Source organism: Cupriavidus sp. PET2-C1 (assembly GCF_054515855.1).
In genome coordinates this window covers 3,155,731-3,182,176 of record NZ_CM137259.1, presented here as the reverse complement: position 1 = coordinate 3,182,176, position 26,446 = coordinate 3,155,731, and the positions used below count along the sequence as shown (strand labels likewise).

The following is a 26,446-nucleotide window of genomic DNA, read 5'->3' as shown; positions in this document are numbered from 1 at the left end:
TCCGCGGACAGCCATCTCATGAAAGCACGCGTCTCCAAGTTGGTATTGCTTACCGCGATGTCCTGCGCCAGCCTGCTGCCGGTGGCACAGGCGCGGGCTGGCGTGTTCGACGATGACGAGGCGCGCAAAGCCATCGTCAACATGCGGGACCAGTTCAACGGTTTCCAGGCGACGGCATCGCAGCGCATCGACCAGAACAGCCGCGCCCAGCTCGACATGCAGAACCAGCTCGAAGGCCTGCGCCAGGAAGTGGCGCGGCTGCGCGGCCAGAACGAGATGCTGCAGAACGAGGTGACGACGCTGCAAAAGCAGCAGAAGGACTACTACGCGGACCTGGACGCGCGCCTGAAGAAATTCGAGCCGCAGCAGGTCACCGTGGATGGCCGCGAAGGGCTGTCGCAACCTGGCGAGAAGACCGAGTACGATGCCGCGCTCAAGCAGTTCCAGACCGGGGACTTCAAGGGTGCCGGCAACGTGTTCGCGAGCTTCATCAAGAAGTACCCGCAGAGCCCGTACGTGCCGCTGGCGCAATTCTGGCTAGGCAACTCGCTGTACGCGCAGCGGGACTACCGCGGCTCGACCTCGGTGCTGCAGAACATGGTGCAGGCCTATCCGGATCACCCCAAGGTGCCGGATGCGCTGATCGCCATCGCCAACAACCAGATCGAATCGGGCCAGAAGCCCGCGGCCCGCAAGACCCTGGAGCAGGTGGTAGCCAAATACCCCGGCACCGAGGGCGCGCAGGCGGCGAGCAACCGCCTCAAGACGCTGAAGTAAGCGCCCGGGAGGTTGGGGCGCCGGTGCGCGGCCCAGGTGGCAGACAGAAGACAAAGGGCCCGCTTTTCGCGGGCCCTTTGTCTTGGTCGCGCTAAAATACGCGATTCGCCCCGAATTTTGCGTGGCGCCTCCGGGCGCCGCGCCCTGCCATCATGAAAAAACGCGCTATCGTCCTGCTTTCCGGCGGCCTGGACTCCGCCACCGTCCTTGCCATGGCCAATGCGCAGGGCTTCGAGACCTATGCGTTGTCGATGCGCTACGGTCAGCGCCACTCCTCGGAACTGGAGGCCGCAAAGCGCGTGGCCGCCGCCCTGGGCGCGGTGCGCCACGAGATCATCGACCTGGACCTGCGCCGCTTCGGCGGCTCCGCGCTGACCGACGATAGCCTTGAGGTGCCTACGGACGGTGCCGTCGGCGGCATTCCGGTGACCTACGTGCCGGCCCGCAATACCATCATGCTGTCGCTGGCCCTGGGCTGGGCCGAGGCCGTCGGCGGCCGCGACCTGTTCTTCGGTGCCAACGCGGTCGACTACTCCGGCTATCCGGATTGCCGGCCCGAGTACGTGTCGGCCTACGAGGCGCTTGCCAACCTGGCCACCAAGGCCGGCGTCGAAGGCGAGCGCATCCGCGTGCACGCGCCCATCATCGACATGACCAAGGGCGAGATCATCCGCGCCGGCGTCAGGCTCGGGGTGGACTACGGCATGACGGTGTCGTGCTATCAGGCCGACGACGACGGCCGGGCCTGTGGCGTGTGCGACTCTTGCCGCATCCGCCGCGCGGGCTTCGAGGCCGCTGGCGTGCCCGATCCCACCCGCTACCAGGGCGCGGCCTGACAGTTGCCGTTGCCACCAGCGCGCTTGCGCGCACCCACGCGTTCCGCTTCCCCCGCCGGACACCCATGCCCGAAATCGATATTGCCGCGCTCAGCCGTACCATACTGGCTAGCACCTTCATCCTGACCTTCCTGTTTGGGGCCGTGCTTCAGCGCACGCACTTCTGCACCATGGGCGCGGTCTCCGACATCGTCAATATGGGCGACTGGACCCGCATGCGCATGTGGGGGCTGGCCATCGGCGTGGCCATGATCGGCACCGCCGCGCTGGCCGCGGGCGGCTACATCGATCCCACCAAGACCATCTATGCCGCCAGCAAGCTCAGCTGGCTCTCCGCCCTGGTGGGCGGGCTGATGTTCGGCTTCGGCATGGTGCTGGCCTCGGGCTGCGGCAGCAAGACGCTGGTGCGTATCGGCGCGGGGAACCTGAAGTCGCTGGTGGTCTTCGTCTTCCTGGGGCTGTCGGCCTATATGACGCTGCGCGGCTTGTTTGGCGTGATTCGCGTGAACACCGTCGATGCCGTGGCGCTCACGCTGCCCACCACGCAGGATCTGCCCTCCGTGCTGGCGCACGCCAGCGGCATGGCGCGCGCCACCCTGCAAGTCGGCATCGCGCTGGTGGTGGGCGGGGCGCTGGTGATCTGGGCGCTGGCGGGACGCGGTTTCCGTACCTTCGATAACCTGCTTGGTGGCCTGGCCGTGGGCCTGATCATCGTGGCCATGTGGTACGTGTCCGGGCATCTCGGCTACGTCGCTGAGGATCCCAATACGCTCGAGGAGCTGTTCGTTGCCAGCAACAGCGGCCGCATGGAGAGCCTGAGTTTTGTCGCTCCCTACGCCTACACGCTCGACTGGCTGATGATGTTCAGCGACAAGAGCAAGGTGCTGACCATCGGCATCGTCAGCGTGTTCGGCGTGGTGGCCGGCGCCGCTGCGTACGCACTGGTGACCCGCACCTTTCGCTGGGAAGGCTTTGGCAACGCCGAGGACGTCGGCAACCATCTGGTAGGTGGCATCCTGATGGGCGTGGGTGGCGTGACCGCGCTGGGCTGCACCATCGGCCAGGGGCTGTCAGGCGTATCCACGCTGGCGATTGGCTCGTTTATCGCGCTGGCCGGCATCCTGCTTGGCTCGGTGCTGGGCTTCCGCTACCAGATATGGCGCCTTGAGCGCATGATCTAGCACGAGTAGTTCGTGAGTAGTTCGTGAGTAGTTCGTGAGTAGTTCGTGTTAAAAGGTTGACTTTAGGGCCAAGATATTCCTATAATCGCGGCTTCAGTTTTTCCGGGTCGTTAGCTCAGTCGGTAGAGCAGCGGACTTTTAATCCGTTGGTCGCGTGTTCGAGTCACGCACGACCCACCAGCATTGCGAAAAGGCGTAGCGGGCAACCGCTACGCCTTTTTTGTTTCATGCTCCGCGCTCGAAGATCAGGCGCGGAGCCGTCGCAAATCAGCCTTCCTTGGCCAGGTGCCTGGCGAGAAACGCTTCCATGGCTTCGTAGAAGTCGAAGGTGTTTTCCTCGTTGTGGAAGCCGTGGCCCTCGTTTTCCTTTAGCAGGTATTCCACATCCACGCCGCGCGAGCGCAGCGCCTGGACGATCTGGTCGCTCTCCGCTTGCTTGACGCGCGGATCGTTGGCGCCTTGCGCCACCAGCAGCGGCGTGCGGATCTTGTCCGCGAAGAACACCGGCGAGGCATCGTGCAGGGCTTGGCGCTCGGCTTCCACGTTGGGGTTGCCGACCATCTCATACAGCATGTCCAGCATCGGTTTCCAGTACGCGGGAATGGTCTCCAGCAGCGTGAACAGGTTCGATACGCCGACATAGTCGATGGCCGCGGCGTAGCGCTCCGGCGTGAAGGCAACGCCCGCCAGCGTTGCATAGCCGCCATAGCTGGCGCCGTAGATCGCGATGCGCTTAGGGTCCACGATGCCTTGCGCGGCGAGCCAGTCGACGCCGTCATCGATATCGTGCTGCATCGTCTTGCCCCACTGCTTGAAGCTCGCCTCCCAGAATGCGCGACCGTAGCCAGTGGAGCCGCGGAAGTTGATCTGCAGCACGGCATAGCCGCGATTGGCCAGCAGTTGCACCTCGGGGTTGAAGCCCCATACGTCGCGCGTCCACGGGCCACCGTGCGGGTTGACCACCAGCGGCAGGCCTTGCGGCACAGGCTCTCCCGCGCTGGCCACCGGCAGCGTCAGGTAGCCGTGGATCTGCAGGCCGTCGCGCGAGGTGAAGCGGATTGGCTGCATGCCGGCCATGTCGGCTTCATCCAGCCAAGGCTGCACCTTGCCTAGCGTGACCAGCTTTTGCGTGCCGCTGTCGTACAGGAAGCGCGTGCCGGTGGTCTTGTCGCTCGACGCGGAGACGATCATCCGGGTCTCGTCGCGCGTGATGCTGGTGACGTGGTGCTCGTAGCCCGGCAGTTGCCGCTCCAGGTCGGCATGGATCTGTTCGGCGTGGGCGTCGAAGAAATGGCGGTGTGTCTTCCAGTCGGTGTACCAGGCGGCGGTCAGCACGCGGCGATGCCGCGAGTAGGACAGGCCGCCGACATCGACCTCGTCGTGCTCGAAGACCAGGCGGCCTTCCTTGGCGGTCCGGGGATCGAATTCGAATATCGCCGTCTTGTCGCGGCCGCGATTCGACTGCACATACAGCTGCTTGTCGTCGAAGGTGAAGAACAGCGGCGAGACCGTCTCGCGGAAGTCGGTGGTCAGGATCGGGCGAAAAGGCTCGTCCTCGGTATCGCGGTAGAGCAGGGTGGTGTTCACGCCGTCGCTGGCGGTCGCCACCCGCAGGCGGCCCGCGTGGTCGGTGCCCCAGCTCATCACGTTGCCCGGGTTTTCCGCGATCTGCACGGACTCGCCCGTGACCACATCGACGCGCAGCACATCGAATACTTCCGGGTCGCGCTTGTTGTGCGACAGCAGGATATGGCTGTCGTCGTCCTCGAGATCGTCGATGATCTCCGCGCGCACGCCCGGGTAAGGGGTCAGGTCGACCGGTTCGCCGCCGTCGATCGGCACCGACAGCACGTGGAAGTTCTCGTCGCCGCCAAAGTCCTTCGCGTACAGGATGTGCGCGTTGCCTTTCCAGGTGTGGAAGGGCAGGTCGCGCTCGCTCTCGCCGGTCAGCGGCCGGGCTTCGCCCAGCAGGTTGCCATCTGCGTCGATGGCTTGCACAAAGACATTCTGGCGGCCCTGGTGCCGGGCGAGGAAAGACAGGTGGCGGCCATCCGGCGAGATCGAGAACTGGGAGCGGTCCGGCTTGCGGAACAGTTCACGTACGCTGTAGTGCTTCACCTTTGCCGGCGCCTGTGCACCGGGCGATGGGTTGTCTTGACGCAATGCTCACTCCTTGGTGTGTTTGGGGCCGGCAAACGGCGGCAGGGCTCAATCCGTACGCGCGGCTTGCCCGGTGGTGCCGTCGGACGGTGCGGGCGGCGTCGGGTCCTTGTCGTGCGCGGCATCCCGGCGCTCGATTTCTTCCCGCGTGGACGTGGACAGGTCCCAGCTGGCGATAAACAGCGCGGCGATCAGCGGGCCGATGACGAAGCCGCTCAGCCCGAACAGCGCCATGCCGCCCAGCGTGGAGATCAGCACCACCCAGTCGGGCATGCGGGTGTCCTTGCCGACCAGGATGGGGCGCAGCACGTTGTCCACCGCGCCGATCACCACCGCGCAGAAGCCGATCAGGATGGAGCCTTTACCCACGTCGCCGGTCAGCAGGAAGTAGATCCCCACCGGTCCCCAGATCAGTGCGGCACCTACCGCAGGCAGCAGCGACAGGAAGCCCATCAGCACGGCCCACAGCAGCGAGCCCTGGATGCCGAGGAACCAGAAGGCCAGGCCGCCCAGCGCCCCCTGCACCGCGGCCACGGCGATGTTGCCCTTGACGGTGGCGCGGGCCACGGTGGTGAACTTGCGCAGCAGGTGCTGCTTGTGCGGCTCGCTCAGCGGGATCGCCCGCATGATGATCTTGGAAAGCTGCGGGCCATCGCGCAGCAGGAAGAACAGCAGGTACAGCATCACGCCAAAGCTGACCACGAACTGGAATGTGTTCTGCCCGATGCTGAGCGCCTGCGCGGCGATGATCTGGCTGGCCTGGGCGGCCCCCGTGGTGAGCTTTTGCTGCAGGTCGCTGATATCGGTCAGGCCGAAGCGGTCCAGCACCCTTGTCACCGACGGCGGCAGGGCGTGCAAGGCTTGCTGGAAGTAGGCGCCGAAATTGAGCTGGCCGGACTTGATCTGCTGGTAGACGGTGCTGCCTTCCTGGATCAGGGCGCCAGTGACAAAGATCAGCGGCAGCACAACGATCAGCAGGCACAGCGTCAACGTGGTCAGCGATGCCAGGTTGCGCCGGCCGCCCATGCGCCGGGTCAGCCAGTTGTTGGGCGGCGTGAAGATGATGGCCAGAATGGCGCCCCAGAACACGGCGCCGAAGAAGGGCCGCAGGACGAAGCAGAAGGCTATCGACACTACTGCCAGCAGCAGGTAGAACGCCTTTTGCTGCATTTCCACTCGTTGGGTCATTGCGCTGTCACCTTGCGTCGAAAAAGCGTTGGAGCGCGCGCTGCTATGGTGGCGTACGGCGGCTCGCCGCGGCGCGTGGCGCTGATTGCCTTCATTGCCGTATGGCAGGCCTTAGGTAGGCAAGGCCGGCGCAGGTGGCGGCCTTGCATGGCGTATCGCGGTGCTAACGCACCAGCGGGTCGCGGAACCCTGTGTCGACGGTGTCGGACGGGGTCTTGCGGGCATCCTGGACGGAGCTTTTTTGAAAGGTCTCGTAGGCCCAGTAGCCGGCTGCGGCGAGCGCGCCGAGCTTGGACAGCTTCCAGCCCCAGCGCAGCACCGGGGTCTTGCGCAGCAGCGGCAGCGCCAGGGACACGGCTGAGCTGAGCAGCGGGTATTCCTTGGCGAGACCGAGCAGCTTGAGCCAGGAGGCGGGCCGGGTCATGCGCGGCAGCCAGGCGCTGAAACGGCCTAGGCGGGTCGCGCTACCACGGACGTGATGGAGCGCCTGGGCGCAGTCGTAGCGCTCAAGCGCGGCACGCGTGATCAGCAGCTCCTTGCGAATGGCAAGGGGCAGGCGCACCTCCCGCGCGAAACGTACGGGGCGTTGGTGCGAGCGAGGCGCTTTGGCGGTGGATGCGGTGCCGGCCGTGTTGTCGGCCGGCTCGCCTGGGGTGTGTGGTGTGCTCATCGGCGCAGGATCTCCCGGTCTTTATCGATCTCGGCCAGCGTCGCTTCGAACAGGGGCGGGGCATTGCGCACCAGATGGCGGGCAACCGCGAGGCAGATCGCGCAGGCGGCCAGGTATAAGGCAACCAGCACGCCCAGGGCCTGCCAGCGGTAGGTGTCCCAGAACACGATGGCGATCAATACGGTCAGCGTCACCATGGCCAGGCCAAAGAACACCAGGCCGAAACAGGCCAGCAAGGCCATCTTCATCAGCCGGGAGCGTTCTTCCGCGAGTTCGACACTGGCAAGTTCAAGGCGAGTCTGCACCATTGCCACCAGTGATCCTGCCAGGCTGCGCAGGGCATCCATAAACTTGGGGGAAGAGGTGGGGTCGCTCATTCAATTCCGGCGAAGGCGTGCAGCGGCGAAGCGCTGCACCTGCAGCAGACGGGGAGCCCCGCCAGCGGTGCGGGACCGCTGGCGGGGCGTTGCCCGGCACTGCGCCGCGATATGCGGCGGCCCAGATGCAAGGCGTTTGGGTTCATGCGCGAGGCCTGCGGCCCGGCGAATTACTTGCGGTTCAGCAATAGGCCGATCACCAGGCCGACGCCGGCGGCGACGCCGACTGCGCGCCACGGATGGTCATGGACGTAGTCGTCGGTGGCACGTGCAGCCGCCTTGCTCTTGGTGACCACGGCGTCCTGGAGGTCTTGGGCCTTTTCTTTGGCTTGTTTCAGCAGGCCCATGCCGCGCTCACGCAGTTCGGCAGCTTTCTCGCCTGTGGTCGAGGCCGCTTGCTTAAGCAGTTCTTCGGCATCGGACAAAACGGTCTTGACATCGCTCATCAGTTTCTCCTGTTTGCGGGCGGTGGTTTCGGATTGTGACATTTTGCCTTCCTCGCACGTTGTCGGGCAGCTTCTCGCCCTCTTTACTAGCATATGCGGGGAACCGCCGTGGTTTCAACACCACGAGTCCGACACAGCGTGCAGGACTGTGACGCAGGACAAAGGTCTTAACAAAGGTCTTAATACAAAAAGGTGATTTTGTAGTGACTTTATATTCGTTTGGGTTGGATCGCAATCGCACTAGACTGGTTCAACCCTATTTTGCCTCTTGAGGAGACCCGCATGGCTCTACGTCTCGGTGACATCGCGCCGGATTTCGAACAGGATTCCAGTGAAGGCCCGATCCGCTTTCATGAATGGCTGGGCGACAGTTGGGGCGTGCTTTTCTCGCACCCGGCCGATTTCACACCGGTCTGCACGACCGAACTCGGCCTGACGGCGAAGCTGAAGGGTGATTTTGCCAAGCGCAATGTCAAAGTCATCGCACTGTCGGTCGATCCTGTCGAGTCCCATCGCGAGTGGATCAAGGATATCAACGAGACCCAGGGTACCACGGTCAATTTTCCCATCATCGCCGATGGCGAGCGCAAGGTTTCCGAGCTGTACGACATGATTCACCCGAATGCGAACGAGACCTTGACGGTGCGCTCGCTGTTTGTGGTCGATCCGAAGAAGAAGGTGCGGCTGACCATCACCTACCCGGCCAGCACCGGGCGCAACTTCAATGAGATCCTGCGGGTGATCGATTCTCTGCAGCTCACCGACAACCATAGCGTCGCCACGCCGGGCAACTGGCAGGACGGCGAGGATGTCGTGATTGTGCCCTCGCTGAAGGACGAGGACGTGATAAAGCAGAAATTTCCGAAGGGATACAAGGCCGTTCGGCCTTACCTGCGGCTGACGCCGCAACCCAACAAGTAAGCAAGCAGCCGGCCGGGGCACGTAGCGCCGGGCCGGCGGACCAGTGTTGTACAACGATGGGCTCGCCCGTCGTCTCTCCTTGGTAGTGTGCTTGGCCCGGCTTTGCAGCCGGGCCATTTTTATTTCTTGCGAGAGAGCGGGCGGGCCCGGGCGGCGTGCCTTAGAAGAACGCCTGGATGCCGGTCTGTGCGCGGCCCAGGATCAGCGCGTGGATGTCATGGGTGCCCTCGTAAGTGTTGACCACTTCGAGGTTGACCACGTGACGGATCACGCCGAACTCGTCCGAGATGCCGTTGCCGCCGAGCATATCGCGCGCCACGCGGGCGATGTCCAGCGACTTGCCGCAGGAATTGCGCTTCATGATCGAGGTGATTTCCACCGCGGCGGTGCCTTCGTCCTTCATGCGGCCCAGGCGCAGGCAGCCTTGCAGGCCCAGCGTGATCTCGGTCTGCATGTCGGCCAGCTTCTTTTGCACCAGCTGGTTGGCGGCCAGCGGGCGGCCGAACTGCTTGCGGTCCAGCGTGTACTGGCGCGCGGTATGCCAGCAGAACTCGGCGGCGCCCAAGGCGCCCCAGGCGATGCCGTAGCGGGCCGAGTTCAGGCAGGTGAACGGACCCTTCAGGCCGGACACGCCGGGCATCAGGTTCTCTTCCGGCACGAACACCTGGTCCATGACGATTTCGCCGGTGATCGAGGTGCGCAGGCCAACCTTGCCGTGGATGGCAGGTGCAGACAGGCCCTTCCAGCCCTTTTCGAGGATAAAGCCGCGGATCGCTTCCTTGCCGTCGTCGCCGACCAGCTTGCCCCACACCACGAATACGTCGGCGATGGGCGAGTTGGTGATCCACATCTTGGCGCCGGACAGCTCATAGCCGCCTGCAACCTTCTTGGCGCGCGTGATCATGGAGCCCGGGTCGGAGCCGTGGTTCGGCTCGGTCAGGCCGAAGCAGCCGATCCACTCGCCGGTAGCGAGCTTAGGCAGGTATTTCTGCTTTTGCGCTTCGCTGCCGAATTCGTGGATGGGCACCATCACCAGCGACGACTGCACGCTCATCATCGAGCGATAGCCCGAATCCACCCGCTCCACTTCGCGCGCGATCAGGCCGTAGGCCACGTAGTTCAGGCCGGGGCCGCCGTATTCCTCGGGAATGGTGGGGCCGAGCAGGCCGAGCTCGCCCATCTCGCGGAAGATCTCGATGTCGGTCTTCTCATTGCGGAACGATTGCAGCACGCGCGGGGCGAGCTTGTCCTGGCAATAGGCCAGGGCGGCATCGCGCACCATGCGCTCGTCGGCGCTCAGCTGGTCGTCCAGCAAGAGGGGGTCGGCCCAGTGGAATTCGGCGTTGGCAGCCATGTAGGTCTCCTTCGGTAGTGCAGGTCTAGTGCGGATCGGGATGGGCGGCCTCGCGAGCCGGCCCTGAATTCAGGAAGTATCGGCGCATTCCGCGGTCCGCCGAGGTGCTTTTGCGGTTCCGCATTGCGGAACTTTGTTCCGATGATGTAGTATATCGCAATGCGCGATCCATGCAATAGGGCGTGCTGCCTCCATCCAATCCGCGGAGATCACTTTTGGCCACTGAATCGCAAGCCACGCCTGCGGCGGATGCCGCCAACGCCACACCGCGCGAAAGCGATCCCAATTTCGTTGCCGCGCTGGCGCGCGGCCTTGAGTTGCTGCGTTGCTTTCGCACTGGCGAGTCGATGCTGGGCAACCAGGATTTCGTGCGCCGCACGGGCTTTCCCAAAGCCACCGTGAGCCGGCTGGCCGGCACGCTGGTGCAGTTGGGCTACCTGCGCTACGACGATAGCCTGGGCAAGTACGCACTCGATGCCGGTGTGCTGGCGCTAGGCTATTCCTACCTGTCCGCGTCCAATGTGGTGACGCTGGCGCGTCCGCACATGCTGGCGTTTGCCCAGGCTTATGGGGTGTCGGTCTCGCTGGGCAAGCGCGAGCGCATGGAGGTGATCTATCTGGAATCGATCCGCAACGATGCGGGCGTGATGCTGGGGCTGGGAGTGGGGTCGCGGCTCTCGCTGGTGTCGAGCTCCATGGGCCGCGCCTACCTGGCGGCCTTGCCGGCAGCCAAGCGCGAACGGGTGCTGGCGGAGTTTGCCCTGGCCTATCCGGAACAGTGGAAAACCCAGGAGGCGGCCATGCGTGCCACGGTGGAGCAGGCGTCCACCCTGGGCTATGCGGCGTCGTTCCGCGACTGGCACCCGGCCATCCACGCATGCGCGGTGGCATTCCGTCCGGTGGGGGAGAAGGAGCTGCACATGCTGAGTTGCAGTGCGTCCTATGGCTCGGTCGAGGAAGCGGTGTTCCACGACAAGCTGGCGCCGGCCTTGCGCGCGCTGGCAGCGCGGCTGTCGGACCCGGCGCTCTGAAGCAACGCGACACCCGCCTTGGCCGGTGTCGCGTTGCCAATACGGCCCGCTTCTGTCCGCTTCTGCCTGCTTACAGATCCGTGCGCAGCTTCCACAATTCCGGGAACAGCACCACGTCAAGCATCTTGCGCAGGTAGCTGACGCCTTCGGTGCCGCCGGTGCCGCGCTTGAAGCCGATCACGCGTTCGACGGTGGTGACATGGCGGAAGCGCCACTGCCGGAACGCATCTTCCAGGTCGACGAACTTCTCGCCCAGTTCATACAGTTCCCAGTGCGCCTCTGGCCGGCGATAGACCTCCAGCCATGCCGCTTCCACCGAGGCGTTCTCGCCGGCCGGCTTGGTCCAGTCCCGCTCGATGCAGGCCGCATCGATGGCAAAGCCGCGCCGCGCCATCAGTCGGATCGCTTCGTCATACAGCGACGGCGTGCGCAGGGCTTCTTCCACCAGCGCCAGGTGTTGCGGCTGGTGCGCATGCGGACGCAGCATGGCCGCGTTCTTGTTGCCGAGGATGAATTCGATCTCGCGGTACTGGAACGATTGGAAACCAGACGACATCCCGAGGTAAGGACGCATCGCCGAGTACTCCGGCGGCGTCATCGTCGCCAGCACGCTCCACGCCTGCACCAGTTGCTCCATGATGCGCGAGACTCGCGTGAGCATCTTGAAGGCAGGCGGCAACTGGTCCTGGCGCACGCAATCGCGCGCGGCGCGCAGCTCGTGCAGCGCCAGCTTCATCCACAGCTCGCTGGTCTGGTGCTGCACGATGAACAGCATCTCGTTGTGCTCGGGCGAGAGCGGGTGCTGGGCGTTGAGAATCTGGTCCAGCGCCAGGTAATCGCCGTAGCTCATGTCCTTGGCGAAATCCATCTGGGCGTCGTGCCAGCTGGCATCGCCGGTGTCGGTGGCCTCGGTGGCGCCTGCGCCCGACATCGGGCATCCCTTGTGGTTGCTCATGGCGTGCTCCTGCTCAGGTCACCAGGCCGCGCGTCTGGTGACGCTCGGCCTTGTAGGTGCCGCTGTCGAGTACATCGCGCAGGATTTCCACTGCATCCCAGACCTCGGTGAAGCTGGTGTACAGCGGTGTGAAACCAAAGCGCGCGATGCGTGGCTCGCGGTAGTCGCCGATCACGCCGCGCTCGATCAGGGCCTGCACCACGGCAAAGCCGTCCGGATGGGCAAAGCTCACATGGCTGCCGCGGCGCGCATGGGCGCGCGGGGTCACCAGTTCGAGCGGGTGCGCAGCGCAGCGTGTTTCTACCAGCGCGATAAAGAGGTCGGTCAGCATCAGCGACTTGGCGCGTAGCGCTGCCATGTCGGTCTGGGCGTAGATATCGAGCCCGCATTCGACCATGGCCAGCGAGGCAATGGGCTGGGTGCCGCACAGGAAGCGCGCTACGCCTTCGCGCGGGCGGTAGCCGGGTTCCATGGCGAACGGCGCGGCATGGCCCCACCAGCCGGACAGCGGTTGCCAGAAGGCATCGCGCAGCGAGGGCGCGACCCACAGGAAGGCGGGCGAGCCGGGGCCGCCGTTGAGGTACTTGTAAGTGCAGCCGACCGCGTAGTCCGCGCCCGATGCCTTGAGCGCCACGGGCACGGCGCCGGCCGAGTGGGCCAGGTCCCACACCGTGAGCGCGCCGCGGGCATGCGCCATCTCGGTCACGCTGGCCATGTCGAGCATTTCGCCGGTCTTGTAGTTGACATGGGTCAGCATCAGCACGGCGGTGTCGGCGTCCACCGCCGCATCGATCTCTTCGGGCGCATTCACCAGGCGCAGCGAATAGCCTTGCTGCAGCAGGTCGGCCAGCCCCTGTGCGATGTAGAGGTCGGTGGGGAAGTTGCTGGCTTCCGATACGATTACCTTGCGCTTCGGGTCGCGGGTTTGCTGCACGCGCAGCGCGGCTGCCAGCACCTTGAACAGGTTGGAGGAGGTGGTGTCGGTCACCACGACTTCGTCCTCGCCGGCGCCGACCAGCGGTGCCAGCATATTGCCCAGGCGCTGGGGCAGTTCAAACCAGCCGGCCGTGTTCCAGCTGCGGATCAGTCCCGTGCCCCATTCTTCGCTCACCACTTCGGCGGCGCGTGCCGCGGCGCTGCGCGGGCGCGCGCCCAGCGAGTTGCCATCGAGGTAGATCACGCCTTCCGGGAGCGCGAACTGGTCGCGCAGGTGGCGCAGCGGATCTTCTTGGTCGAGGGCGAGGCATTGCTCGCGAGTCAGTGCGGTCATGTCTGAGAGGTTTCCTGGGGGGAGGTTGGGTTCGGGTCGTTCAGTGCGATCGTTCAGGCCAGGCTGCGCAGCACGGCACGCACCGGGCTTGCATCGAGTCCGGCGAAGCGCAGCGGCAGGGCAATCAGTTCGTAGTCGGCCTCGGCCACGGCGTCGAGCACCAGGCCTTCGAGGATGGCCAGGCGATGCCGGCGCACCATGTTGTGCGCGGCCATGGTCTTGGATTCCTGCGGGTCCAGCGAGGGCGTATCGATGCCGACCAGCATCACGCCGTGCTCTGCGAGCAACGCGATGGTTTCCGGCGCGACCGCGCAGAAGCCCGGGTCCCACGTTGCCAGCGGTGCTTGCTGGTAAGTGCGCAGCAGCACACGCGGCGGTACGCCTGCCAGCGCATGTTCGATGTGGCGGGGCTCGACCAGCGGGGCCGCGCCGATGCAATGGATCACCCGGCACGGGCCGAGGTAGGGCGCCAGGTCCACCGCGCCGATGGGCGCGCCGTCGGCGGCGTAGTGCAGCGGCGCATCGGCATGGGCGCCGGTGTGGGGCGACAAGGTGATGCGCCCGACATTGACGGGGCAGTGGGCGTCGATCTGCCAGTTGCGCTCGAGCTGGAACGGCGTGTCGCCCGGCCACACTGGCGTGTCGGGCGAGAGCGCGGGGCTGATGTCCCAGAGCTGGCGCGGCCTATCGTAGGTATCGGGGGTGGGGCGGGTCGTCATCGGGGGCAGACGCCTGGGAGCGGCGTTCCAAGGCTCATCGCGGAGCGGATGACGGCATGATAGTCAATATTACGGGCAAGAGGCTTGCGAATTGGCCCGTAGATTCCGTTGGTTTTCGCATAGAATTTCATCTGCGAAGAGAATTATGGAAGAATCTGCGAAATGAACCTGGATCCCATCGATTTGCGCATCCTGACCTGCCTCCAGGAGAACGGACGCATCAGCAACCAGGACCTAGCCGACCGCGTGGCGCTGTCGCCTTCGGCCTGCCTGCGGCGCGTGCGTTTGCTGGAGGAGGACGGTGTGATCGGCGGCTACCGGGCGTGGTTTGACGCCGAGCGGCTCGGCCTGGAACTGGAGGCGATCGTGCAGGTGTCGATGCGTCCTGAAACCGAAGGCTGGCACGATACCTTCAACGCGGCGGTGCAATCCTGGCCTGAAGTGGTGTCGGCCTACATCATCACCGGCGACAGCAATTACATCCTGACCGTGCAGGCGCGCAACCTCAAGCACTACTCGGATTTCATCGTGAACCGGCTCTACCGCACGCCGGGCGTGATGGATATCCGCTCGAACATCGTGCTGCAAAGGATCAAGACCGATGGCTCGCCGCTAGCGGTCGTCAAGAGCGAGCCGCGGCCCTGAACGCTGCCGGCACTCAGCGCGGCGCGTGCAGCGCGATCAGGCGGCGCAAGGTGTCCTTGAGCTGATTGCCCTGCGCGACGCCAAAGTCATCCAGCACTTGTTGCTCGTGGGCGGCGGCCTGGTCTAGCAAGGCGCGGGCGCGGCTGCGGCCGCGCGCGGTGATCGATACCAGCGCATGGCGGCGGTCCAGGGCGCCGTTGCGCCGCGTGACGAGTCCGTCGGCGGCCATGCGGTCGATCAGCTTGGTCAGGGTGGGCTGCTTGGTGAGCGTGATATCGGCCAGCGCGCCGATGGTGCAGTCTGGCCGGTCGGCCAGCGTGGCCAGCACGCGCCATTCGGGCACGGAGAACCCGGCTGCCTCGACCTGCCGGTGGAACTCGCCCGACACGAGGTGGCTGGCCCGCGCCAGCAGATAGGGCAGGTAGCCGTCTACAAAAGCGTCTGGGGCCGCCGGGGCCGGCTTGGGCGAATCCTTCATGTGCTGTGCCCGGACTTCAGTCCGTCAGCGGATCGGTGGTGGCAAAGCGGCCGTCGTGGAACACCAGCGGGTTGCCCGCGTTGTCGTGTACGCCGCAGCGCTCCACCTCGCCCACGAAGATGACGTGGTCACCCTCGTCGTAGCGGCTGCGGTTGTGGCATTCGAACCAGGCCAGCGCGTTGGCCAGGATCGGCAGGCCGTTCTCGGACAGGCGGTAGTCGACGCCAGCGAAGCGGTCGCCTTTGAGCGTGGCGAAGCGCTGGCACAGGTCCAGCTGCGAGGCCGACAGCACATTGATGATGTAGTGCGAGCCGTCGCGGAACATCGGCAGGCTGTTGGCGCGCGTGGCCATGCTCCACAGCACCAGCGGCGGATCGAGCGAGACCGAGTTGAACGAGCTGGCGGTAATGCCCACGAACGGCGCGCCCGGCGGCGAGCCAGGGCCCGCGCGGGTGGTGATCACCGTCACGCCGGTGGCGAACTGCGACAGCGTGCGCCGGAAGTGCAGCGTATCGAAATCGGGAGAAGCGGCCTTGCCGATGATGCTTGGCGTGGCCTCAGGCATGCCCATAGCGCGGGCTCCACTGGGATCCATGAAATTTCATATATTATTTGCGCCAGCGACAAGAATCACAAGCACAAAGCTAATGCGTCCGGCAGGAGGCATCGGTGGGCTGGCGCACCAAAGCCATTCCCCCGGGACCCTGCCAGGACCGCAGCAGATCGCACCAGGAGGAGACCTATGCTCATCGAGCAAATCGAGCACCGCTGGCTAGCGGCTTTTCGGCGCACCCTTGAACTGTGCGCCTTGTCCGCCCAGGAAGTGGTTGGGATTGTAACGGAGTCCCAATCCCGACGCGTCAATGTGGAGTTGGCGGAACTGGCGGTGCAATCGCTGGGCGCCACGCCCGTACGCATCCGGGTGCCGTCCCCGGCGCTTGCTGCCCCCGCGCCCGTGCGTTCCACCGGCGCCAGCGATGCCTTGCAGCAACTCGCCCCGGTGGTGGCCGCCTTGCAGCGCTGCCACTTGGTGATCGATTGCACCGTGGAGGGCCTGCTGCATGCGCCCGAACTCCCGCTGATCCTCAAAGGCGCCGACGGCATCGTGCCGCGCCTGCTGATGGTCAGCAACGAACATCCCGAGATCCTGGAGCGCTGCCTGCCCGATCCAGCGCTGGAGAGCAGCGTGCGCGCGGCCATGAAACGGTTGCGCGGCGCAGGCGAGATGCGCGTGCATTCGGCCGCCGGCACCGAGCTGCGCGTCGGGCTCGCAAGCGCGCGCGTAGGCGGCGTCTGGGGCTACTGCAACAAGCCGGGCCAGGTTGCGCACTGGCCGGGCGGCCTGTGCCTGGCCTTCCCCGCCGGCGGGCAGGTCAACGGCACGCTGGTGCTCGCGCCGGGCGACGTCAACCTGACCTTCAAGACCTACCTGCGCGACACCATCGTCTGCCATATCGAGGATGACTACATGGTCGGCATCGAAGGGCAGGGCATGGATGCCGACATGATGCGCGGCTACTACGCGGCGTGGGCCGACCGCGAAGGCACGCGCGACGCCTACGCGGTTTCGCACGTGGGCTGGGGTTTGAACCCGCAGGCCCGCTGGGATGCGATGACGTTCTACGACAAGCGCGACTGCAATGGCACGGAGCTGCGCGCCTTTGCCGGCAACTTCCTCTACTCCACCGGCGCCAACGAGGTCGCCGGCCGCCACACGCTGGGCCACTTCGACCTGCCGCTGCGCAATTGCACGATCACGCTCGACGGCGTGGGCGAGGTGGATGAGGGCCGGCTCGCCGGCCCGGCCACGCCGGAGGCGGCCCAAACCAACAACAAGGCAAGCGCATGAACGAGAACGTGAATCCTGGCACGACCCAGACCCAGACCCAGACGCAGACCCATGCCAATGGCATGTCCACCATCGCGCAGGGCACCGGCCCCGTGGCCGTCGTCATGTTGCATGGCATCGGCGGCGGCAAGGCCGCGTGGCCATCGCAGATCGCCGCGCTGGTGCAAGCGGGCTATCGCGCGGTGGCCTGGGACATGCCTGGCTACGGCGACAGTGCCATGATCGATCCCTGTGATTTCGCCGGGCTGGCGCGAGCCTTGCAGCCGGTGCTGCAGGCCGAGCGCGATGCGGGCCGGCGCGTGGTGCTGCTAGGCCACAGCATGGGCGGCATGGTCGCGCAGGAAGCTTACGCAGCCATGCCTGGACTGATCGACGGCATGGTGCTGTCCGGTACGTCGCCCGCATTCGGCAAGGCCGATGGCCAGTGGCAACGCGATTTCGTGGCCGCGCGCACGGCGCCGCTCGATGCCGGCAAGACCATGGCGGAGATGGCCAACGGGCTGGTGCGCGCCATGGTCGCGCCGCAGGCCGAACCTCGCGCGGTGGCGTTCGCCGCCAGCGTGATGGCGGCCGTGCCGCCCGACACCTATCGCGCTGCCCTGCAGGCGCTGGTGCGCTTTGACCGGCGCGAAGTGCTGGCGCGCATCACCGTGCCGGTGCTGGTGCTGGCCGGCGAGCACGACGCCAACGCCGCGCCCGCCGTGATGGAACGCATGGCGCAGAAGATCGCTGGCGCCGAGTACCTGTGCCTGCCCGCGGTGGGCCACCTGGCTTGCATGGAGCGCCCGGCGGATTTCAATGCCGCCGTGCTCGGCTTCCTGGGGCGGCACTTCCCGTTGCAATCCCCGCTGCAATCTCCGTTGCACTGAATCCACAAGAACATCGCGGCATCGCCACGCGCGTGGCCGATGCCCGGGAGACACGATCATGCCACTGGACTTCATCCCCGCCGTCGGCAGCGCCGATTTCACCGAGGCGCAGGAGCGCCTGCTGACGCTCGCCAACCGGCTCGGCCGCGAGCGCTTTGCCCCGCGCGCGGCGCAGTGGGACCGCGAGGCCAGCTTTCCCTTTGCCAACTATGATGATTTGCGCGAGGCCGGCCTGCTGGCTTTGTGCGTGCCGCGCGAGTTCGGCGGAGAGGGCGCGGACTTCGCCACGTATTGCATGGTGGGCGCGGAGATTGGCCGTTTCTGTGGCGCCACCGCGCTGACCTACAACATGCATATCTGTTCCACCATGTGGACCGGCATGCTGGCCGACGGCATTGCCATGACGCCCGAGCAGCGCGCCGAGCACGAGGCCCGGCGCGAGCTGCACTTTGCGCGCGTGGTGAAGGACGGCGCGATCTACGCTCAGCCCTTCTCGGAGGGCTCGGCCGCCGCGGCCGGGCGCGCGCCCTTCGGCACCAGCGCGCGCAAGGTGGACGGCGGCTGGGTGCTCAATGGCCGCAAGATCTTCGCATCGCTGTCGGGCGCGGCGGACTACTACGGGATCCTCTGCACGGAGGCGTGCGCGGACCATTCGGCCGATATGCGCGACACGCTCTACATCGCGGTGCCAGGCAAGGCCGAAGGCCTTACCGTGACCGGCGAGTGGGATCCGATGGGCATGCGCGGCACGGTGTCGCGCACGCTGCTGCTCAAGGATGTGTTCGTCGCCGACCAGGAGCAGCTGATGCCGCGCGGCGTCTATTACAAAGCGGCGCAGACCTGGCCAGCCATGTTCTTCACGCTCTCGCCGACCTATCTCGGCGTGGCGCAGGCCGCCTACGATTTCACCGTGCAGTACCTGCGCGGCGAAGTGCCGGGCCAGCGGCCGGTGAAGCGCCGCATGTATCCCACCAAGCAGATCGCCGTAGCGCAGATGCGCATCCAGCTGGAGAACATGCGCTCGATCTTCTGGCGCGTGATTCATGAAGCCTGCGCCAGCCCGGGGAAGGATGCGCGCATGCGGCTGTACGCTGCGCACTACAGCGTGATGGAAGGCGCCAATGACATCGCCCGGCTGGCGATCCGCACCTGCGGCGGCCAGTCCATGCTCAAGGACCTGCCGCTGGAGCGGCTCTATCGCGATTCGCGCTGCGGCGCGCTGATGCTGCCCTGGACCGCCGAGCTGATCCTGGACCGCATGGGCCGCGAGACCCTGTACGAGTCGGGCGAGCGCGACGAATGAGCGAGCGCGCCAACCGGCTGTTCGCCGGCACGCCGGAGCCGGGCGCGCTGCTGCGCACACTGTATGCGCATGTCAGCGCCGCGCCCCTGCGCCCGGCGCTGCATAGCCTCGGCTACACCATCGACTACGGCAAGCTGTGGCGCCGCGTGGAACGCGTCTGCGCGCACCTGGCCGGCACCTGGGGCGTGCAGCCGGGCGATCGCGTGGGTACGCTGTGCCTGAACCACGATCTGCAGCTCGCCATCCTGTTCGCGTGCGCAAGGCTCGGGGCCATCTTCGTGCCGCTGAACTTCCGGCTGGCCGTGCCGGAGCTGAGCGCCATCGCCGCGCATGCGGGCATTCGCTTGCTGTTCCACGATGCGCCGCACGCGCAGGCTGCGGCGGCGGTGGCAGCTACCCTGCCGGAGCCAGCCGCGCGGGCGCCGATCGATAGCCTGATCGACCGGCCGGCGCCGCTGGACACCCCCCTGCCGAGGCCATCGCAGCCGCCCGGCGAGGCGCCGCTGCTGCTGGTCTACACCTCGGGCTCCACTGGCCATCCCAAGGGCGCGCTGCACACGCAGGCCGGGGTGCTGGCCAACGCGCGCGCGAGCTGGTGGGCGCACGGCATGACGCGGGACGACCATGTCTTGTCCGTGCTGCCGCTGTTTCATGTAGGCGGCCTGTGCATCCAGACGCTGCCGGCATTGCTGGCCGGGGCGCAGGTGACGTTGCACCAGCGTTTCGCGCCGGATGCCTGGCTCGATGCGTGCGCGCAGACGCAGCCCACGCTGTCGCTGATGGTGCCAGCCACGCTGCGCGCCGTGCTGGAGCATCCCGGCTGGCCAGGCGCGGACCTCTCATCGCTGCGCGGCGTGATGGCAGGCTCCTCGCCGATTCCCCGCGCGTACATCGATGCTTTCCATGCGCGCGGCGTCGCGCTCGGGCAGGTCTACGGCGCTACCGAGACCGGTCCCGTATCGGTCGTGCTGCGCCTGGACCAGGCCAGGGCCCGGCCCGGCTATGCCGGCTGGCCCCAGCCTGAGGTGCGGGTACGGCTAGCCGATGCGCAAGGCAATGCGGTCGCCGACGGTGACGTGGGCGAGCTCTGGCTCGCGGGCGCCAACCTGATGCAGGGTTACTGGCGGCAGCCTGACCATCCGGATTTCCGCGATGGCTGGTTCCGCTCGGGGGACCTTGCGCATCGCAATGCCGATGGTTGCATCGAGGTGGTCGGCCGCAGCAAGGACATGATCATTTCGGGCGGGGAGAACATCTATCCGGCCGAGATCGAGAACGCGCTGCTGGGCCTGCCCGGCGTGCTGGATTGCGCGGTGGTGGGGCTGCCGGACGCGCGCTGGGGCGAGGTGCCGGTTGCCGTCGTGGTGGCTGCCGCCGGCGCGGATCGCGCCGCGCTGGCGCCAGAGGCGCTGCGTGAAACGCTGGCGCTGTCGATTGCGCGGTTCAAGTTGCCGCAGCGGGTGGTGCTGGTGGATAGCCTGCCCAAGAGCGCGCTTGGCAAGGTCCTTAAGCCCAAGTTGCGAGCGATGGTGGCGGCGTCGTCAAGCTAGCGTCCGGCTGGCCTTGCAGAGCCTCGGCCAGGAACGCCACGAACGCGCCCACCTTCCGTTGCAGGTGCCGGTGGCTGGCATAGAGCGCATAGATGCTCCGGCCGGCCAGCGCATGTTCCGGCAGCACCCTGACCAGCTCGCCGCGCGCCAGCAAGGGCAGCGCGATGAACGAGGGCAGCGCGCCGATGCCAAGCCCGGCCAGCAGCATATCGCTGAGCAGCAGGCTGTTGTTGGCCGAGAAACGCGCGGGCACTTCGATGCTGGTGGTGCCTTGCGGCCCTTCCAGGTGCCAGCTGCCGGGATAGTCGGCCAGCTGGTAGGCCAGGCAGTCGTGGCTGCGCAGGTCCTCGACGGTGCGCGGCGTGCCGCGCGCCGCCAGGTAGGCGGGGGCGGCGCAGATGGTTTGCTCTACCTCGCCGAGCCGCCGCGCGATGAGGGACGAGTCCGTCAATGCCGAGCGGATGCGCAGCGAGACGTCGAAGCCCTCCGACACCACGTCCAGCAAGCGGTCGTCCAGGGTCAGTTCGACCTGCACCTGCGGATAGCGCGCCATGAACGTCACCAGCAGGGGCGAGAGCACCTTGAGCCCGAACGATAGCGGCGCGTTCACGCGCAGGCGGCCGCTGATCTCATCCGTGCCAGCGGCCGTGGCCCGTTCCAGCGCATCGAGCTCGTCGAGCAGGCGGCAGCATTCGGCAAAGTAGGCGCGGCCGGTTTCCGACAGGCGCATGCGGCGCGTGGTGCGCTGGATCAGCAGCGCGCCCAGGCGCGCCTCCAGCTGGCGCACCTGCTTGCTGACCGCGGCGGTCGATTGCCCGAGATCGGCGGCGGCATGGCTGAAGCTATCGCGTTCCACCACGCGCCGGAAGGTGCGCATCGCCGCGAGCAGATCCATATATTTTCCTTTCAGTTAAATATGTTTGTCTGGATTCGCAGATTATCTACCACCGGATGCCTAATAGGATGGCGGCATGCCTTCCACGTTGCTGTGGAAACCGTCAATTCAGTCAGGAGTCCCCTATGTCCTCTCGTCTCACCCCTGCCGCCAGCGCCACGCGCCGCCTGGCCGCTTTTTCCCTGCCGCTGCTGTTCGCGCTACTGAGCGGTGCCGCCAGCGCGGCGCCCCAGGTGGGCGTCAGCCCCTGGGGCCCCAAGGATGAGATCGGCCGCCTCAACCTGATCACCCCGGCCTCGCGCGCCGCCATCATGGCGCGGGTTTCCGGCACGCAGGCCTACGACCTGGCGGTGGATTACTTCATCGGCATGCCGAGCTGGCAGGCCGCCGGCGATCCGCCCTACCAGATGTGGATGACCCATACCCCGCACGGCAACCTGGTGGCTGATTCCATGCAGGTGGGCGAGGCGATGAACCGGCATGTCAGCTACAGCGGCTCGGCGGTTTCCATGTATGCCCACATGGGCACGCATATCGATGCGCTGAACCACTTCGGCCTGAACGGCAAGATCTGGAATGGTTATTCCGCTGCCGAGCACCTGGGCGATCGCGGCTGGAAAGTGACAGGCGCGGAGAAGCTGCCGCCGATCGTCGCCCGTGGCGTGCTGATCGACGTGGCCGCGGCCAAGGGGCTGGACATGCTGCCCGACAACTACCGCGTGACGCGCAAGGACCTGCGCGAAGCGCTGGACAAGCAAGGCGTGGCGCTGGAGCAGGGCGATGTGGTGCTGATCCGCACCGGGCGCATGCAGCACTATGAAAACGCCCAGGCCTATATGGCCAACCCGCCTGGCCTGGGACTGGATGCAGCCAGGTTCCTGGTCGAGGAAGGGGGGGCGATGGTCGTGGGGGCCGATAACCTGAGCTTCGAGACGTTCCCGGCGGAGGTGCCCGACAACTACATCCCGGTCCATACCTATTTGCTGGCGCAGCAGGGCGCACCGATCATCGAGCTGGTGAATCTGGAGGCCTTGTCGCGCGAGCGCGTCTACCAGTTCGCTTTTATCGGCGCCTCATTGAAGTTCCGCGGGGCCGACGCCGCGCCGATCCGGCCGGTCGCTTTGCCGATCCGTTAGGCGCAGCGTCCATTGCAGTCTCCGGCGGCGTGACGGATGGCGAACGAGTATGCTACCAATAGTCACGCGTCACGAGTCACGAGTCATGAGCCGGAGAGATCAAGATGGACAACGAGCATGAGATTGCCACGCTGGGCGGTGGTTGCTTCTGGTGCCTGGAAGCGGTGTACCAGCAAGTCAAGGGCGTACGGGCCGTGGAGTCGGGCTATACCGGCGGCCACGTAAGCCATCCAACCTACGAGCAGGTGTGCGGTGGCGACACCGGGCACGCCGAAGTGGTGCGCGTGACCTTCGATCCCACGGTGATCAAGTTCCGCGAGATCCTGGAGATCTTCTTTGCCATCCACGATCCCACCACCCTCAACCGGCAGGGCAACGATGTCGGCACGCAGTACCGCTCGGTGATCTTCACCAACACGGAGCCGCAGCGTGCGGTGGCCGAGTATGTGATGCGGGAGGTGGCGGAGCAAAAGCTCTACGATGCGCCGCTGGTGACGCAGATCGAGCCCACGCAACCGTACTGGCGCGCGGAAGAAGGCCATCAGAACTACTTCCAGAACCACCCGAACCAGGGCTATTGCTCGTTTGTGATTTCACCCAAGCTGGCCAAGTTCCGGCAGAAGTTCGCGCATCACCTGAATCGCTGATGCGCCTGGCCTGCGCTCAGCTTGCTTCCAGCCGCTCGGCAATGGCCTCGGCCAGCCGCGCACAAGTCAACGGCGCCGAGCCTTCCGCCTTGTTGCTGACAATGACATAGGCGGGCTGGCCCGCGCGCAGCGTGCGCACCACCTGCTCGGCGATCACCGCGCGGGTATGCGGGTCTTCGTCGATCAGCCGGTCAAACGGCGCGTAGCGGGATTCGGCTTGCTCGTAGGCAAAGCCCGCATGCAGCATCCACCGCAGCACCAGCGGTCCTGGTGCGCCCTCGTCCATGAGTGCTTGTGCCGGCAGTTGCCGTTCGGCCGGCGGCATGCGCTCGCGCGCGGACAGGCAGAAGCGCACGCCGCGTGCGCGCAGCAGCTTGATGAAGCGCGGCGTGAGCAAGGCGGCATCGCGCAACTCCACGGCGTAGCAGGCGTGCGGTGTCGTGGCGGCGTCGAGCGCGGGCAGGGCGCCGAGGAAGGCGTCGAGCCGCGACAGGAAGCCGGCGCTGTCGGCGGCCATCGCGCCTAGCGGGGAGAGCTGGAACAGCAGCGGCCCGCACTTGGCGCCGAGGCCCGCGGTGGCCGGCGCGACGAAGTCGCGCGCGGCAATCTCGGCATCGAGGAAGCTGGCGTTGGCCAGCCGGCCGGCGCCTTCGGACGTGCGCAGCCACGGATCGCAAACGCTGGCAGGTGCCTTGACCAGGAAGCGGAAGTGCGCGGGCACCTGGGCCGCGTAGGCAACGTAGTCGGCAAGCGGGATCGGCGCGTAGAACCCGCGATCGATGCCGGCGGCACGCAGCAAGGGATGCTGCGAGTAGGCGGCCAGGCCTTTGCGCGAGAGCAGGCTGTCCGTGTACTCACCTTGATAGACCAATCCGTTCCAGCCGTTATAAGACCATGACGACGTGCCCAGATGCAGCCCGGCCGGCAGGCGTTGCGCCAGTGCCAGCAGGGCGGGGTCCGGGGGCGGCGCCAGCACGCTCTTGCCGCGGGATGGCTTGGTGCCGGCGGCATCGGTCGGGGTAGCTGCGGCAAATGGTGCGGCGTTGCCGGCAGCGGCCACCCCTGGCGGCTCCAGCAGGCCGCCGAACAGGTCTTCAGTCAAGCCGATTTTCAGTCAAGCGAATTGTCGTAGATGTAGCGGCGCGACCAGGGCAAGCTCTGCGACGAGAGGCCGGCCTTGTGGCAAACCACCTGGTAGATCGACATCTGGTCGGTATCGAAGGCATGGGCGCAGCCTGCCAGGTAGACGCGCCAGATGCGGTATTTCTTCTCGCCCACCATGGCGCGGATGGTATCACCCTGCGCTTCGAAGTTGTCCGCCCAATGTTGCAGCGTGCGCCGGTAGTGGCGGCGCATCAGCTCCACATCGGTAGCCTCCAGGCCGCCACGCTGCAGGGTGTTGAGCACCATGCCGATGTGCGGCAGCTCGCCCTGCGGGAACACGTAGCGGTCCATGAACTCGGAGCCGTCCATGGGCGTGGCGCCGCTTTCGGGGTCGGGCGAGGTGATGCCATGGTTCATGGCGAAGCCATCATCGGCGAGCAACTCGCGCATGCGGCCGAAATAGGCGGGCAGGTTGTTCTTGCCGACGTGTTCGAACATGCCGACGCTGGTGATGCGGTCGAAGGTGCCGGCCATGTCGCGGTAATCCTGCAAACGGATCTCGATGCGGTCGGACAGGCCAGCCTGCCTGACGCGTTCGGTCGCCAGGTCGAACTGGTTCTGCGACAGCGTGATGCCCACGCAGCGCGCGCCGAACTTTTCCGCCGCGCGGATGACCAGCGCGCCCCAGCCGCAGCCGATGTCGAGCAAGGTCTGTCCGGGCTGCAGCCGGATCTTGGTCAGGATGTGGTCGATCTTCTTGCGCTGAGCGGTGGCGAGGTCTTCATTGCCATGCTCGAAGTAGGCGCAGGAGTACACCATGCCCGGGTCCAGCCAGAGCCGGTAGAACTCGTTCGATACGTCGTAGTGATACTGGATCGAGGCCTTGTCCGCGGCCTTGGTGTGGGCGAAATGCTGGGCCACCCGTGCCAGCGCGCCACCGGCCTGCGCGCTGGCGGCAGCCGAGAAGCGGTAAGCCACGGCAATGATGTCGCTGAGCGTGCCGTCCAGGTCGATTTTTTCCTGGACATAGGCTTCGCCGAGGTTGTCCAGGCTGGGCGTGAGCAGCAGGGGCAAGGCACCCGCCTCGCGTATGGTCAGGGTCACCGCGGGATGTTCGAAGCGGCCGAGCGGATACTCGTTGCCGTTCCATAGCCGCAGCCTCACAGGGAGGTTGGCCCGGTCGCGCAGATCGGCGATCCAGTGGTCCAGTTGCTTGTCCAGTGCTTGCTTGAAAAACATGCGGCCTCCCTCCTGATGGTTGCGGCACACTCCTCGAACTACAGCACAGGGCAGGCGAGGCCTGCTCCTGGTGGCCGCCTCCTCACAAAACCGGAAAGCGACCCTGACTTACTTTACGACAATTCCTAATTTTGTGCAGTGCGCGGCCTTGGCGGCCGGCGGCACCGCGTTCAGGGCGCTCAGGGCGCTCAGGGCGACAGACGCACGATCTGCCAGCTGCCGTCCGGCGCCAGGCGGTAGGCGATCCGGTCGTGCAGGCGCGACGGGCGTCCCTGCCAGTACTCGATGCGGGTCGGCACCAGACGGTACCCGCCCCAGTGCGCCGGCCGCGGCGGGTTATCGCCGAACTTGGCGCGGAATTCCGCTTCGCGCTGCTCCAGCACCGTGCGGTCCGCCACCTCGCGGCTCTGCTCCGAGGCCCATGCCCCGAGGCGCGAGCCGAGCGGACGCGTCGCATAGTAAGCATCGCTCTCGCTATCGGTCACTTTTTCAACGCGTCCTTCCACGCGCACCTGGCGCTCCAGCTGCACCCAGTGGAACAGCAGCGCCGCGCGCGGGTTGGCGGCAAGGTCCAGGCCCTTGCGGCTTTCGTAGTTGGTGAAGAAGGTAAAGCCCTGGGCGTCCATGGCCTTGAGCAGCACAATGCGTGCCGAGGGCTGGCCGTCGGCGTCGACGGTGGCCAGCGTCATGGCATTGGGTTCCGGGAGCTTGGCGTGGATGGCTTCATCGAACCAGCGCTGGAACTGGCTGATGGGATCGGGCGCCACGTCGGATTCGGACAGCGATCCGAGTACGTAGGTGCGGCGGAGGTCGGCGAGTTGGGTCATGTCAGATCAGGTATCGAGT

General features: G+C 66.0%; 27 protein-coding genes and 1 tRNA gene. 13 read left to right on the top strand and 15 right to left on the bottom strand.

The features are described 5' to 3' along the window. The first annotated feature begins 18 nt into the window (after nt 1-18). The 4 genes from ybgF to ACX12D_RS14370 all read left to right on the top strand — a co-directional run bounded on the left by ybgF (nt 19) and on the right by ACX12D_RS14370 (nt 2,974). Nucleotides 19-777 carry a tol-pal system protein YbgF gene (gene ybgF, locus ACX12D_RS14385; RefSeq protein ID WP_459371621.1) on the top strand — a complete coding sequence of 253 codons (759 nt, stop codon included), beginning with the start codon at nt 19-21 and terminating at the stop codon, nt 775-777. 152 nt (nt 778-929) lie between these two features. Then, the gene (gene queC, locus ACX12D_RS14380; protein WP_459371620.1) at nt 930-1,613 is read left to right on the top strand and encodes a 7-cyano-7-deazaguanine synthase QueC; all 684 of its coding nucleotides are present in this window, start codon (nt 930-932) and stop codon (nt 1,611-1,613) included. 65 nt (nt 1,614-1,678) lie between these two features. Further along, nucleotides 1,679-2,794: a YeeE/YedE family protein gene (locus ACX12D_RS14375; protein WP_459371619.1), complete on the top strand. Its 1,116-nt coding sequence runs from the start codon at nt 1,679-1,681 to the stop codon at nt 2,792-2,794. Nucleotides 2,795-2,898: 104 nt separating this feature from the next. Beyond that, nucleotides 2,899-2,974 (top strand) — tRNA-Lys (locus ACX12D_RS14370). A gap of 87 nt (nt 2,975-3,061) precedes the next feature. Here the strand turns inward: ACX12D_RS14370 and ACX12D_RS14365 are convergent. From ACX12D_RS14365 to ACX12D_RS14345, 5 genes are all read right to left on the bottom strand, one after another. Continuing rightward, nucleotides 3,062-4,957 carry a S9 family peptidase gene (locus tag ACX12D_RS14365; RefSeq protein ID WP_459371617.1) on the bottom strand — a complete coding sequence of 632 codons (1,896 nt, stop codon included), beginning with the start codon at nt 4,955-4,957 and terminating at the stop codon, nt 3,062-3,064. 45 nt (nt 4,958-5,002) lie between these two features. Next, a complete protein-coding gene (locus tag ACX12D_RS14360; RefSeq protein WP_459371615.1) occupies nt 5,003-6,142 on the bottom strand; it encodes an AI-2E family transporter in 1,140 nt (379 codons plus the stop codon). 163 nt (nt 6,143-6,305) lie between these two features. After that, nucleotides 6,306-6,812, bottom strand: a complete 507-nt coding sequence (locus tag ACX12D_RS14355) for a DUF3318 domain-containing protein (RefSeq protein WP_459371614.1) — start codon at nt 6,810-6,812, stop codon at nt 6,306-6,308. Further along, entirely contained in the window at nt 6,809-7,189 is a 381-nt protein-coding gene (locus ACX12D_RS14350; RefSeq protein WP_150984121.1) for a phage holin family protein, read from the bottom strand. Before ACX12D_RS14350 ends, ACX12D_RS14355 begins: the two co-directional genes overlap by 4 nt. Before the next feature lie 170 nt (nt 7,190-7,359). After that, nucleotides 7,360-7,677, bottom strand: coding sequence for a DUF883 family protein (locus ACX12D_RS14345; RefSeq protein ID WP_459371613.1), 318 nt, complete (start codon nt 7,675-7,677; stop codon nt 7,360-7,362). A gap of 240 nt (nt 7,678-7,917) precedes the next feature. Here ACX12D_RS14345 and ACX12D_RS14340 point away from each other — a divergent pair, with 240 nt between their 5' ends. After that, nucleotides 7,918-8,556, top strand: a complete 639-nt coding sequence (locus tag ACX12D_RS14340) for a peroxiredoxin (RefSeq protein ID WP_459371612.1) — start codon at nt 7,918-7,920, stop codon at nt 8,554-8,556. Nucleotides 8,557-8,716: 160 nt separating this feature from the next. Here the strand turns inward: ACX12D_RS14340 and ACX12D_RS14335 are convergent, their stop codons facing one another. Further along, the gene (locus tag ACX12D_RS14335; RefSeq protein ID WP_006162948.1) at nt 8,717-9,910 is read right to left on the bottom strand and encodes an acyl-CoA dehydrogenase; all 1,194 of its coding nucleotides are present in this window, start codon (nt 9,908-9,910) and stop codon (nt 8,717-8,719) included. A 215-nt stretch (nt 9,911-10,125) separates the two neighbouring features. Here ACX12D_RS14335 and ACX12D_RS14330 point away from each other — a divergent pair, with 215 nt between their 5' ends. After that, nucleotides 10,126-10,941 (top strand): IclR family transcriptional regulator, encoded by an 816-nt coding sequence (locus tag ACX12D_RS14330; protein ID WP_459371611.1) that lies wholly within the window; start codon nt 10,126-10,128, stop codon nt 10,939-10,941. 70 nt (nt 10,942-11,011) lie between these two features. Here ACX12D_RS14330 and kynA read toward each other — a convergent pair whose 3' ends face one another. From kynA to kynB, 3 genes are read right to left on the bottom strand one after another with little or no spacing between them, the layout of a single operon-like run. Further along, complete coding sequence (gene kynA, locus ACX12D_RS14325; protein WP_459371610.1) at nt 11,012-11,896, bottom strand: tryptophan 2,3-dioxygenase; 885 nt, start codon at nt 11,894-11,896, stop codon at nt 11,012-11,014. A 13-nt stretch (nt 11,897-11,909) separates the two neighbouring features. Continuing rightward, entirely contained in the window at nt 11,910-13,166 is a 1,257-nt protein-coding gene (gene kynU / locus ACX12D_RS14320; protein ID WP_459371609.1) for a kynureninase, read from the bottom strand. Nucleotides 13,167-13,219: 53 nt separating this feature from the next. Next, nucleotides 13,220-13,885 (bottom strand): arylformamidase, encoded by a 666-nt coding sequence (kynB, locus tag ACX12D_RS14315; RefSeq protein ID WP_459371608.1) that lies wholly within the window; start codon nt 13,883-13,885, stop codon nt 13,220-13,222. A gap of 162 nt (nt 13,886-14,047) precedes the next feature. Between kynB and ACX12D_RS14310 the strand changes: the two genes are divergently transcribed. Next, nucleotides 14,048-14,530, top strand: a complete 483-nt coding sequence (locus ACX12D_RS14310; protein WP_441634343.1) for an Lrp/AsnC family transcriptional regulator — start codon at nt 14,048-14,050, stop codon at nt 14,528-14,530. Between the two features lie 13 nt (nt 14,531-14,543). Here ACX12D_RS14310 and ACX12D_RS14305 read toward each other — a convergent pair whose 3' ends face one another. Further along, a complete protein-coding gene (locus ACX12D_RS14305; protein WP_459371607.1) occupies nt 14,544-15,008 on the bottom strand; it encodes a MarR family winged helix-turn-helix transcriptional regulator in 465 nt (154 codons plus the stop codon). 16 nt (nt 15,009-15,024) lie between these two features. Beyond that, complete coding sequence (locus ACX12D_RS14300; protein ID WP_006162962.1) at nt 15,025-15,579, bottom strand: flavin reductase family protein; 555 nt, start codon at nt 15,577-15,579, stop codon at nt 15,025-15,027. Between the two features lie 171 nt (nt 15,580-15,750). On the opposite strand from ACX12D_RS14300, the gene ACX12D_RS14295 reads away from it, so the two are divergent. From ACX12D_RS14295 to ACX12D_RS14280, 4 genes are read left to right on the top strand one after another with little or no spacing between them, the layout of a single operon-like run. Continuing rightward, nucleotides 15,751-16,857, top strand: coding sequence for a peptidase M29 (locus tag ACX12D_RS14295; protein WP_441634347.1), 1,107 nt, complete (start codon nt 15,751-15,753; stop codon nt 16,855-16,857). After that, on the top strand, nt 16,854-17,726 hold the full coding sequence (locus tag ACX12D_RS14290; RefSeq protein ID WP_459371606.1) for an alpha/beta fold hydrolase: 873 nt from the start codon (nt 16,854-16,856) through the stop codon (nt 17,724-17,726). The genes ACX12D_RS14295 and ACX12D_RS14290 overlap by 4 nt, the downstream gene beginning before the upstream one ends. Nucleotides 17,727-17,784: 58 nt before the next feature. Continuing rightward, nucleotides 17,785-19,029 (top strand): acyl-CoA dehydrogenase family protein, encoded by a 1,245-nt coding sequence (locus ACX12D_RS14285; protein WP_459371605.1) that lies wholly within the window; start codon nt 17,785-17,787, stop codon nt 19,027-19,029. Beyond that, nucleotides 19,026-20,579 (top strand): class I adenylate-forming enzyme family protein, encoded by a 1,554-nt coding sequence (locus ACX12D_RS14280; RefSeq protein ID WP_459371604.1) that lies wholly within the window; start codon nt 19,026-19,028, stop codon nt 20,577-20,579. The genes ACX12D_RS14285 and ACX12D_RS14280 overlap by 4 nt, the downstream gene beginning before the upstream one ends. On the opposite strand, the gene ACX12D_RS14275 is transcribed toward ACX12D_RS14280, so the two are convergent. Beyond that, on the bottom strand, nt 20,536-21,474 hold the full coding sequence (locus ACX12D_RS14275) for a LysR family transcriptional regulator (RefSeq protein ID WP_459371603.1): 939 nt from the start codon (nt 21,472-21,474) through the stop codon (nt 20,536-20,538). The genes ACX12D_RS14280 and ACX12D_RS14275 overlap by 44 nt on opposite strands. A gap of 125 nt (nt 21,475-21,599) precedes the next feature. Here ACX12D_RS14275 and ACX12D_RS14270 point away from each other — a divergent pair, with 125 nt between their 5' ends. Both ACX12D_RS14270 and msrA read left to right on the top strand, forming a co-directional pair. Beyond that, nucleotides 21,600-22,610 (top strand): cyclase family protein, encoded by a 1,011-nt coding sequence (locus ACX12D_RS14270; RefSeq protein WP_459371602.1) that lies wholly within the window; start codon nt 21,600-21,602, stop codon nt 22,608-22,610. Nucleotides 22,611-22,714: 104 nt separating this feature from the next. Continuing rightward, nucleotides 22,715-23,257: a peptide-methionine (S)-S-oxide reductase MsrA gene (msrA, locus tag ACX12D_RS14265; RefSeq protein ID WP_459371601.1), complete on the top strand. Its 543-nt coding sequence runs from the start codon at nt 22,715-22,717 to the stop codon at nt 23,255-23,257. Nucleotides 23,258-23,273: 16 nt separating this feature from the next. Here the strand turns inward: msrA and ACX12D_RS14260 are convergent, their stop codons facing one another. The 3 genes from ACX12D_RS14260 to pdxH form a co-directional block, all read right to left on the bottom strand. Further along, entirely contained in the window at nt 23,274-24,359 is a 1,086-nt protein-coding gene (locus tag ACX12D_RS14260) for a DUF72 domain-containing protein (RefSeq protein WP_459371600.1), read from the bottom strand. A gap of 8 nt (nt 24,360-24,367) precedes the next feature. After that, complete coding sequence (locus ACX12D_RS14255) at nt 24,368-25,600, bottom strand: class I SAM-dependent methyltransferase (protein ID WP_459371599.1); 1,233 nt, start codon at nt 25,598-25,600, stop codon at nt 24,368-24,370. A 188-nt stretch (nt 25,601-25,788) separates the two neighbouring features. After that, a complete protein-coding gene (pdxH, locus tag ACX12D_RS14250; RefSeq protein WP_459371598.1) occupies nt 25,789-26,427 on the bottom strand; it encodes a pyridoxamine 5'-phosphate oxidase in 639 nt (212 codons plus the stop codon). Nucleotides 26,428-26,446 lie beyond the last annotated feature (19 nt).

Bases quoted from the DNA above. Each gene is read 5' to 3' on its own strand.
- ybgF (WP_459371621.1), top strand. From the start codon at position 19: ATGAAAGCACGCGTCTCCAAGTTGGTATTGCTTACCGCGATGTCCTGC.
- queC (WP_459371620.1), top strand. From the start codon at position 930: ATGAAAAAACGCGCTATCGTCCTGCTTTCCGGCGGCCTGGACTCCGCC.
- ACX12D_RS14375 (WP_459371619.1), top strand. From the start codon at position 1,679: ATGCCCGAAATCGATATTGCCGCGCTCAGCCGTACCATACTGGCTAGC.
- ACX12D_RS14360 (WP_459371615.1), bottom strand. From the start codon at position 6,142: ATGACCCAACGAGTGGAAATGCAGCAAAAGGCGTTCTACCTGCTGCTG.
- ACX12D_RS14355 (WP_459371614.1), bottom strand. From the start codon at position 6,812: ATGAGCACACCACACACCCCAGGCGAGCCGGCCGACAACACGGCCGGC.
- ACX12D_RS14350 (WP_150984121.1), bottom strand. From the start codon at position 7,189: ATGAGCGACCCCACCTCTTCCCCCAAGTTTATGGATGCCCTGCGCAGC.
- ACX12D_RS14345 (WP_459371613.1), bottom strand. From the start codon at position 7,677: ATGTCACAATCCGAAACCACCGCCCGCAAACAGGAGAAACTGATGAGC.
- ACX12D_RS14340 (WP_459371612.1), top strand. From the start codon at position 7,918: ATGGCTCTACGTCTCGGTGACATCGCGCCGGATTTCGAACAGGATTCC.
- ACX12D_RS14335 (WP_006162948.1), bottom strand. From the start codon at position 9,910: ATGGCTGCCAACGCCGAATTCCACTGGGCCGACCCCCTCTTGCTGGAC.
- kynA (WP_459371610.1), bottom strand. From the start codon at position 11,896: ATGAGCAACCACAAGGGATGCCCGATGTCGGGCGCAGGCGCCACCGAG.
- kynU (WP_459371609.1), bottom strand. From the start codon at position 13,166: ATGACCGCACTGACTCGCGAGCAATGCCTCGCCCTCGACCAAGAAGAT.
- kynB (WP_459371608.1), bottom strand. From the start codon at position 13,885: ATGACGACCCGCCCCACCCCCGATACCTACGATAGGCCGCGCCAGCTC.
- ACX12D_RS14310 (WP_441634343.1), top strand. From the start codon at position 14,048: ATGAACCTGGATCCCATCGATTTGCGCATCCTGACCTGCCTCCAGGAG.
- ACX12D_RS14305 (WP_459371607.1), bottom strand. From the start codon at position 15,008: ATGAAGGATTCGCCCAAGCCGGCCCCGGCGGCCCCAGACGCTTTTGTA.
- ACX12D_RS14300 (WP_006162962.1), bottom strand. From the start codon at position 15,579: ATGGGCATGCCTGAGGCCACGCCAAGCATCATCGGCAAGGCCGCTTCT.
- ACX12D_RS14295 (WP_441634347.1), top strand. From the start codon at position 15,751: ATGCTCATCGAGCAAATCGAGCACCGCTGGCTAGCGGCTTTTCGGCGC.
- ACX12D_RS14290 (WP_459371606.1), top strand. From the start codon at position 16,854: ATGAACGAGAACGTGAATCCTGGCACGACCCAGACCCAGACCCAGACG.
- ACX12D_RS14285 (WP_459371605.1), top strand. From the start codon at position 17,785: ATGCCACTGGACTTCATCCCCGCCGTCGGCAGCGCCGATTTCACCGAG.
- ACX12D_RS14280 (WP_459371604.1), top strand. From the start codon at position 19,026: ATGAGCGAGCGCGCCAACCGGCTGTTCGCCGGCACGCCGGAGCCGGGC.
- ACX12D_RS14275 (WP_459371603.1), bottom strand. From the start codon at position 21,474: ATGGATCTGCTCGCGGCGATGCGCACCTTCCGGCGCGTGGTGGAACGC.
- ACX12D_RS14270 (WP_459371602.1), top strand. From the start codon at position 21,600: ATGTCCTCTCGTCTCACCCCTGCCGCCAGCGCCACGCGCCGCCTGGCC.
- msrA (WP_459371601.1), top strand. From the start codon at position 22,715: ATGGACAACGAGCATGAGATTGCCACGCTGGGCGGTGGTTGCTTCTGG.
- ACX12D_RS14255 (WP_459371599.1), bottom strand. From the start codon at position 25,600: ATGTTTTTCAAGCAAGCACTGGACAAGCAACTGGACCACTGGATCGCC.
- pdxH (WP_459371598.1), bottom strand. From the start codon at position 26,427: ATGACCCAACTCGCCGACCTCCGCCGCACCTACGTACTCGGATCGCTG.